The 8143-nt window shown below is 63.1% G+C and carries 8 protein-coding genes; 4 read left to right on the forward strand and 4 right to left on the reverse strand.

Annotated features, from left to right (window positions below; genetic code table 11):
• Positions 1-327: 327 nt before the first annotated feature.
• Positions 328-1275 (forward strand): alpha/beta fold hydrolase, encoded by a 948-nt coding sequence (locus tag PSOLE_RS20660; RefSeq protein WP_074860044.1) that lies wholly within the window; start codon positions 328-330, stop codon positions 1273-1275.
• Between the two features lie 14 nt (positions 1276-1289).
• Here PSOLE_RS20660 and rmuC read toward each other — a convergent pair whose 3' ends face one another.
• From rmuC to PSOLE_RS20680, 4 genes are all read right to left on the reverse strand, one after another.
• On the reverse strand, positions 1290-2765 hold the full coding sequence (rmuC, locus tag PSOLE_RS20665; protein WP_074860042.1) for a DNA recombination protein RmuC: 1476 nt from the start codon (positions 2763-2765) through the stop codon (positions 1290-1292).
• A gap of 65 nt (positions 2766-2830) precedes the next feature.
• Positions 2831-3082, reverse strand: coding sequence for an SEL1-like repeat protein (locus tag PSOLE_RS20670; RefSeq protein ID WP_017675070.1), 252 nt, complete (start codon positions 3080-3082; stop codon positions 2831-2833).
• Positions 3083-3519: 437 nt separating this feature from the next.
• Entirely contained in the window at positions 3520-4272 is a 753-nt protein-coding gene (locus tag PSOLE_RS20675; protein ID WP_003462580.1) for an RES family NAD+ phosphorylase, read from the reverse strand.
• A gap of 83 nt (positions 4273-4355) precedes the next feature.
• Positions 4356-4727, reverse strand: a complete 372-nt coding sequence (locus tag PSOLE_RS20680) for an XRE family transcriptional regulator (protein ID WP_003462583.1) — start codon at positions 4725-4727, stop codon at positions 4356-4358.
• A 132-nt stretch (positions 4728-4859) separates the two neighbouring features.
• Between PSOLE_RS20680 and PSOLE_RS20685 the strand changes: the two genes are divergently transcribed.
• The 3 genes from PSOLE_RS20685 to PSOLE_RS20695 are packed head-to-tail and all read left to right on the forward strand — an operon-like array spanning position 4860 to position 7981.
• Entirely contained in the window at positions 4860-7415 is a 2556-nt protein-coding gene (locus tag PSOLE_RS20685) for an intermembrane phospholipid transport protein YdbH family protein (RefSeq protein ID WP_074860040.1), read from the forward strand.
• A gap of 4 nt (positions 7416-7419) precedes the next feature.
• Positions 7420-7611 carry a YnbE family lipoprotein gene (locus PSOLE_RS20690; RefSeq protein WP_074860038.1) on the forward strand — a complete coding sequence of 64 codons (192 nt, stop codon included), beginning with the start codon at positions 7420-7422 and terminating at the stop codon, positions 7609-7611.
• A 31-nt stretch (positions 7612-7642) separates the two neighbouring features.
• On the forward strand, positions 7643-7981 hold the full coding sequence (locus PSOLE_RS20695; RefSeq protein ID WP_074860036.1) for a YdbL family protein: 339 nt from the start codon (positions 7643-7645) through the stop codon (positions 7979-7981).
• The last annotated feature ends 162 nt before the right edge of the window (positions 7982-8143 follow it).

Genomic DNA, 8143 nt, shown 5'->3' on the forward strand with positions numbered 1-8143 from the left:
CAAATACGCGGCACTTCATCAATCTGACCGCGCTGCAGAATGCCGGTAGCAACGGCCGGACACGTTCGCACGGTTTCGCGACTCGCGGCGACCCTGCATTCGGGAGCCCCAACCAAGGACTGGACTTGCCAGGCACTGGCGCTACACGAAACCTTCCAGGATCGCCCCAAACCCTGTTTCAGAACGGCCCAGAGGTTACTGGCACTTTCGTAACGCCAGCCCACCAGGGCAAGCCAGCACTCAACAATGGCTCTTATACCGAGCGATGCAATCGTCATTCGTGGAGCCAGCCATGTTCCTGTTCGCCCGACCATTTAGTTTCCTGCGATGAACGCGCCACTGTCGCGGGATGAACTGTCACCTCGGCAGTTGGACGTGGATAGCGACGGCCTGCGCCTGCGCACCTATGTCTGGGACAAGGCTGACGCGCCGACCCTGCTGCTGGTGCACGGCTATCCGGACAGTCACGAAATCTGGCTACCGCTGATCCGCGAGCTGGCGGCCGACTATCGCATCGTCGCCTACGACGTGCGCGGCTGCGGCGCCTCGCAGGTGCCGCAGCACCTGCGCGACTACCGCCTGGAACAGCTGGCGCGCGATCTGGAAGCGGTGGTGCATGCCACCAGCCCGGATCGCCCGGTGCACCTGGTCGCCCACGACTGGGGCTCAATCCAGAGCTGGGAGGCAGTAACCGAGCCGCGCACCCAGCCGCTGCTGGCCTCCTACACCAGCATCTCCGGCCCTTGTCTCGACCACGTCGGCCACTGGCTGCGCGAGCGCCTCACCCTGCGCCGCCCCAAAGCGCTGTGGCAGGCGCTCGGACAACTGCTCAGCTCCTGGTACATCGCCCTCTTCCACACCCCACTGTTGCCGGAGTTGTGCTGGCGTCTGGGCCTGGATCGCACCTGGCCCTGGCTGCTGCGCCGCCTCGAAGGTGTAGGCAATCTGCCAGCGAGCCCTACGCAGCGCAGTGATGGCATGCGTGGTGTGCAGCTGTATCGTGCCAATTTCATACGCAGCCTGCTCAGGCCGCGCTCACGCAGCACCCACGTGCCAGTGCAACTGATCGTGCCGCTGAGCGACCGCTTCGTACGCCCGCAACTGTTCGCCGACCTGCAGCGCTGGGCGCCGCTGCTGAGCCGCCGCGAAGTCTGCGCCGGGCACTGGCAACTGCTGGCCGAACCGACCGCCCTGGCCGGCTGGCTGCGCGGCTACGTCAGCAGACTGGAGCAGGCCCGTCCTCGCACACAACCCGAGCAAGCGCCCCTGCGCTAGCGGGTAGACGTCGCTCACTCGCCCAGTTCGTCCAGCGCCGGCAGATCGGCAGAGCGCTCGAGCAACTCGCCTGGCAGACTCTTGCTTGCGCGCGCGCCCAGCAGCTTGAGGTTTTCCACACGGCCAATGAGGTTGCCGCGACCGTCCACCAGCTTGTTACGGGCACTGGCGTAAGCCTTGTCCAATTGCTGCAGACGGCTGCCCATCTCGTCCAGATCGGCGACAAAGGCAACGAACTTGTCGTACAGCTGGCCGGCACGCTCGGCGATCTCGCGCGCATTCTGGCCCTGCCGCTCCTGACGCCAGAGGCTGTCGATCACCCGCAGGGTAGCCAGCAAGGTAGTCGGGCTGACGATCACCACCTGCTGCTCGAAGGCCTCCCGGAACAGGTCCGGCTCAGCCTGCAACGCCGCTGCGAAGGCCGCCTCGATGGGCACGAAGAGCAGGACGAAATCCAGGCTGTGCAGACCTTCGAGGCGCTGGTAATCCTTGCCGGAGAGGCCCTTGAGGTGACTGCGCAGAGAGATCAGGTGTTGCTTGAGGGCCTGCTGGCGGACCGGCTCGTCCGCAGCCGCGACATACTGCTGGTAGGCGCTGAGGCTGACCTTGGCATCGACAATCACCTGCCTGTCGCCCGGCAGGCGGATGAGAACGTCAGGCTGAAAGCGCTCGCCACCAGCGCCCTTGAGGCTGACCTGAGTGTGATACTCGCGCCCCTTCTCCAGGCCGGCATGCTCCAGCACTCGCTCCAGCACCAACTCGCCCCAGTTGCCCTGAGTCTTCTGGCCCTTGAGCGCGCGGGTCAGATTGGTCGCCTCGTCGCCCAGGCGTTGGTTGAGCTGCTGCAGACGCTCCAACTCCTTGCTCAGGGAAAAACGCTCACGCGCTTCTTGCTGATAACTTTCGTCGACGCGCTTCTCGAATGCCTGGATCCGCTCCTTAAGTGGGTCGAGCAACTGGCCGAGACGCTGCTGGCTGGTCTCGGCGAAGCGCTGCTCGCGCTCATCGAAGATCTTCGTCGCCAGTTCGGAGAACTGGGCGCGCAGCTCGTTGCGCGCGCCCTGCAGATCATCGAGGCGCTGTTGCTGGTTATCGCGATTTTCCTGCAACTCGGCAGCCAGCGCCGCACACTCGGCGGTGAGCCGACGCAGTTCAGCTTCGTTACGTTCGCGCTGCTGATTCCATGACTGCGCGGCCTCGCGGGCAATCTGCCGCTCCTGCTGCAGCAGCTCGTTCTCACGGCGCAAACCGGCCAACTCGGTTTGCTGCTCCACCTTGATCTCGCTGACCTCGGCCAACTCGGCGCGACAATCATCGAGTTGCGCCAGCAAACCGGCCTGGCTCAGTTGCGCATGCTCCAGGCGTTCCTGCAACAGCGCCTGCTCGCCTTGCGCGCGAGCCAGCCGGCGCTGCAAGGACCAAAGGCCGGCCAATAACGGAACCAGCGCAACGACGGTGCCGATGGCGAGAGAGAAGGGATCGATTGGCATAGACGCTCCATGTTTGACCGCCGTGCAGTATACCCGCCGGCGATTTACACGGGGTCAGCACGCAATCAGCGCGACAGACGCTCCAGCTCCAGCTGAGCACTGCGATCGCCTGCGCGGGCAGCCTGGCGTAGCAGTTCATAACCGATACGGCGATCACGGGTATTACCGCAGTCGCGACAGAGCAATTGGCCCAACCGACTTTGTGCCTGCACACAGCCTTTGCGGGCAGGCTGCTTGAGCAGGTTGCCGGCGATGCGTTTGACGCTCGGTGTTTGTCCCAGACGCGGACTGTCGAGCAGCCACAGCGCAACGCGCATGGGCAGACGAGAAGAACCGGAACGAGTTGCAGGGGATGAAGAAGGCAAGGCGCGAGGCATAAATAAAGGGGGGTGACTGCCGGGGCGCGCCACTCTACTCCTTTTTTCTCGAAGGTAAAGTCTTGCCTGCCAGATCGATTGCGGCTGCCAGAAAGAGTTTCCTCACAATCCACAGAAGCTGTGGATAACTCCGTGCACAACTTGGGCGAAAGAACTCACAGGCCTGATGCCATGGGGCTCGCAGTCAAACTGTCGATTTTTTCACCAATGGAAAAAGTGCATATTTTTCATTGACTTAAAAATCAACCACGGAAAATCAAGCGGTTAGCGGCGTTTCTGACAGTGATGTGACAGCCTGCTTCAGCATTGTGCACAACTCCCTGCGACAGATCCGCGCAGCGCTCTGTTTCGGGGCATCTGACGCGCCAGCGCAGGCGTTACGCGGGGTGCGGCAATTGCCCCTGCACCAGAAACTGCTCCCAGTGAAACAGCCGTGGTTGATCCGGCGTTTGCGCATGCTTGAACGCCACGTACTCGCTCGTGGTTTCACACAACCAGGCCGTCAGATTACGCGGACGCTTCTCCACGAACGCAGCCGGCACGTAGAGCGCCACATTGCTGCCACCGTCAGGACAGCGTGCCGAGCGGTACTCGAAAGCCTGAATGCCCGCCGCGCGCATCGACGTACCGAGACGCTGAGGCACGCTGTAATCACTGGGGTGAGCCAACAGTGCGTCATGTTGAGCGAAAGGCGACTGTTGCAACTGGATACCGTGCTCGACGCGGTAACGCGCCTCGAAGGTCGAATGCTCGGAGAGGATGCGGCCACTGGGCGGCGGCACGACCATGCCATTCCACAATACGAAACGGTAGTAGGCGGCCTCGGCCATCGCCGTTTGCAGACGCTGAGCGGCGTAGAACAGGCTGGGTTCGTGCACGCGGCCGAAGCGCGAGCCCCAACGCAGCGGCGGATAACGAAACGGCGTCTTCAGCAGGTAGTGCAACGGCTCGGCGGCTTCAGGCAGCGGCGGCTTGCTGCTCTCGAGCAGTTCCTCGAGCAGGGTCTGCTCGGCCAGGTTATCCACCAGTTGCAGGGTCGCAACCTGGGCCTGGCTCTCCACCATGCGCAACAGCTTGCCGCGCAGCGGTCGCACCTGTCGCTCGCCGTCGCATAGTTGCCAGATATCCATGGCGATCACTCCTAAGCGTGGAGCCTGCTAGAGCCTGCTTTTAACCCAGCAGGGCCGACGCGCAGCAGGCTTTGAGCAGGCTCTCAGACCTTGCCGCGAATGGCGTCCAGATACTCGACAACACGCACCAGCCCCTGCACCTGACTCATCTGCTGCAGCGGAATACCTGCCAGATGGCGATTTTCGGTGCGCAGAAAATGGCGCATGTCCTGCTGATTGCCGCCAAACAGGGCAAACAGCGCGCGATAGGCGCGTATCAGCAACAGCGCCAGCTCGCCGGTCTTGCTCTGCGGACGCAAACCACCCTGCTCACTCCAGCGGCTGATGGCACTGCGATGGACGCCAACGATGTCGGCCAGCTCCTGCTGCGTCAGCCCCAGTTGCTCACGGGTATTGAGCAGGGCTTTAGCCAGTACCGCATCGGCATCGGGCTGAGAGCGAGTCACAGCACTCATCACATCCTCCTTCGCTCGTTTACGACAAAATAAATATTGAAAGCTGTAAATACACAATAGCACGGAAAGCCGCTTGGCACCCACTCGAGCATGGGGTACCGTCCAGTGGACCGCACCGAGCAAGGAACACTCATGAGTCGCCGGCGTTTCTGGCTGAGCACCTGTGTAGCGATACTGGCGCTGCTGTCGCTACTGGCCTGCTATGTCGGCTACCGCGTGCAGCAACTGTTCGAGGAGCAGCGCATCGTGCTGGACTGGCAGCGGCTTAGCCTTTCCTGGCGAGGCTTGCAGTTCCAGGATGCAAGCCTGGTACAACGTAGTGACGGCGAGCTGCTGGTGCAAAGCGGCCAGTTGCAACTCTACTGGCTGGCCAGTGAGGTGCCTCGCTACCGCCTGGTTGCGCAGGACCTGCGCCTGTCGTGGCAGCCCGCGCAGGGAGAATCCGAAAGCCCGAGCGACAGCGATCTGACCGGACTCCTGGAAACCCTGAGCAATGCCCTGCCATGGCTTCCACGGCACATCGAACTGCGCAACGCCCAAGCGCAACTGCCCTGCGCCAGCGGCCGCTGCACACTGCAGGGCGACGTCGACCTACGACTGCTGGACGATACCCTGCAGTTGCATACGCTGCTGTTGCGCGCAGCCCACAAGGCGAAGTTGCAAGCACAACTGCAGGGGCTGGGCAGTGAGCTGAACAGCCCGCGACAGCTGCAGTTGAACCTGCATCTCGATGATCAACCGCAGATCGCCCTGCATAGCAACTTGCAGGCTCAGGCCGATGCCCTGCAATGGAGCGGCGAGCTTGAGGTTACCGCGCTGCAGGATATGGCCTGGCTCGCCGAATGGCTGAGCGAATGGACGCTACTCGAGGCTGACGCTCTGCCAGCCACGCCCCGACAGGCCGGGATGAACGCCCAGTGGCAGTTGCAGGTACCGCAGATCCCCCCTACGTTCAGCGAACTGCTGGCCACCTCCGGGTGGCTGCGGGTCGATGCGCAGCTACCGCAGCCTTGGCCGCTTCCCGGCGTCGGCCTGGTCAGCGGTGAGCTGGCGCTCGATCTCAGCAATACCCTGGGCAGATGGCAGGCCCGGCGTTTGAACGCCCAACTGCAGCTCGCCACGCAGAACGCGCCTTGGCTGGCGTCGCTGCCGAGCGGCCTGCGGCCACAGCAATTGCAACTGCACCTCGCGCCTCTGGATGGCGCTGCCAATGAGGCGCTGGCCCTGCTGTTGAACGTCAGCGGCCACGGCCCGCTGGAACTGCAGGCAGATGCCGAGCTTGCCCTGCACCAATCCTCCGACTGGGCACTCGACGTTCGACACCTGCAGCTCGAAGCGCGCAGCAAACGCATGGACCTGGCTGACAGCCGTCTCGATGACCTGCATCTGAGCCTTGGCCTCAAAGGCAACGTCACGCAGCAGCAGGTGCAGCTCAGCCTGGCCGACAGCTCGCGCCTCGACGTCCAGCGCCTGCGCGGCGCCGAGCTTGACCTGCAGCAAGCTCAGGCGACGCTGGCCGGCATCACCCTGAGCGGTCCCCCAAGCACACCGACCCTGTCCGGCCCGTTGGGCCTGCGCATCCAACGTCTGCACCATCCACAATTGCAGGCCCAGGGCTGGCAATGGCAGGGACGCATCAACGCCGACAATGGCAGCCAGGCCCTCGACGGCGCACTACTGGCCGATTCAGGCCTGAGCATGGCTCTGCGTCTGGACAACACAGCCAATGCGCTGAACCTGAATGCCACCCTGGACGAGCTGTTCCTGCGCGCCGGCAACCCACTGGCACAAACCCTGGCCGACTGGCCGCCGCTAATGACCTTGGAAAACGGCCGTATTCAGGGCAACGCCAGCCTCAACCTGCCCAGCGGCAAGCCCCTGCAACTCAAGGCCAGCCTGACCGGCAAGGGCCTGGCCGGCATCTATGACCGCACCACCCTGAGCGGTCTCGATGCCGAACTGCGGCTGCAGCTGAACGGCGACCGACTTCGCCTCGACCTGCCTCAGTTGAGTGCCAAGCAGCTCGATCCCGGCATCGAGCTCGGCCCCCTGCGGCTGCAGGCCAGCTACCAGGCCAGCCTGCAACGACCACTGGCAGGCAGCCTGACCCACCAGCGCGCCGAACTGGGCATTCTCGGCGGTAGCCTGAGCCTGGCACCGGCGACCTGGGCACTGGAACAACCCAGCCATCTGCTGCCCCTGCGGCTCAGTGACCTGGATCTGCAAGAGCTGTTTCGCGTCTACCCAGCCGAAGGGTTGGCCGGTAGCGGGCTGATCGACGGCACCCTGCCGCTGCGCCTGGCTGGTGCCATCAGTATCGAACAGGGCCTGATCGAAGCCAGGCCCCCGGGTGGGCAGCTGCGTTTTCATTCACCGCGCATCCGCGCCATGGGTCAGGCCAACCCGGGCATGAAGCTGGTCACCGACGCGCTGGAAGACTTCCACTACGATCTGCTCAGCAGTAGCGTCGACTATGATCAGTCCGGCACACTGCGGCTGGGCATGCGCCTGCATGGACAGAACCCGGCCATAGAGAAAGGCAGGCCCATCCATTTCAACATCAATCTGGAAGAAGACATCCCGGCCTTGCTGGCCAGCCTGCAGCTGACCGACAAGGTCAGTGGCATCATCCAGCAACGGATTCAGCAATGGATGCGCCAGCGTGTCCCCCAAGAGCCAAAGGAGTAGCGCCATGCGCAAGTACCGCCTCCTCGCAGTCCTGAGCCTGGTGCTGCTGTGCCAGGCCTGTACCCCGACGGTACAACTGGCGATGCCGAACGAGCCGATCAACATCAACCTGAACGTCAAGGTCGAGCACGAAATCTACATCAAGGTGGACAAGGCGCTGGACAGTGTATTCAACGAAGACAGTGGTCTGTTTTAAGCCTGCCGCACAAGTTCTACGGAGAGAGACGATGATTCGATACATTTCGACCCTGCTGCTGGCATTGAGCCTGAGCCTGCCGGCATACGCACTGAACCTCAACCAGGCCATGAGTGCCCTGGGCGACGCCAAGGCCAGCGGCCAGCTCGGCGAGCAACCCAACGGCTACCTGGGCGTGGTCAAGCCTGGCGGCCAGGCCGACGAAATTGCCCGCCTGATCAACCAGGCGCGCCGCGCCGAATACCAGAAGGTGGCCAAGGACAATGGCATCAGCCTGAGCGACGTGGAAGCCATTGCCGGCAAGAAGGCCATCGAGCGCACGCCCAAGGGCCAGTACATCCAGCTGAACGGCCAGTGGCTGCAGAAGTAAAAAGCCTGCGGCAGAATCGGGTAGGAGGCGGGGTCACCCCCGCCGTCCTCCCACACCACCGTACGTACGGTTCCGTATACGGCGGTTCCTGCCTACTGACAAACAGCATCAGCGAGCTTGGTTCCGTTGATGTGTCGCCTGCGGTAGCTAAGCGCCCAGACC

This window comes from Pseudomonas oleovorans subsp. oleovorans (assembly GCF_002197815.1).
GTDB classification, from domain to species: domain Bacteria; phylum Pseudomonadota; class Gammaproteobacteria; order Pseudomonadales; family Pseudomonadaceae; genus Aquipseudomonas; species Aquipseudomonas oleovorans.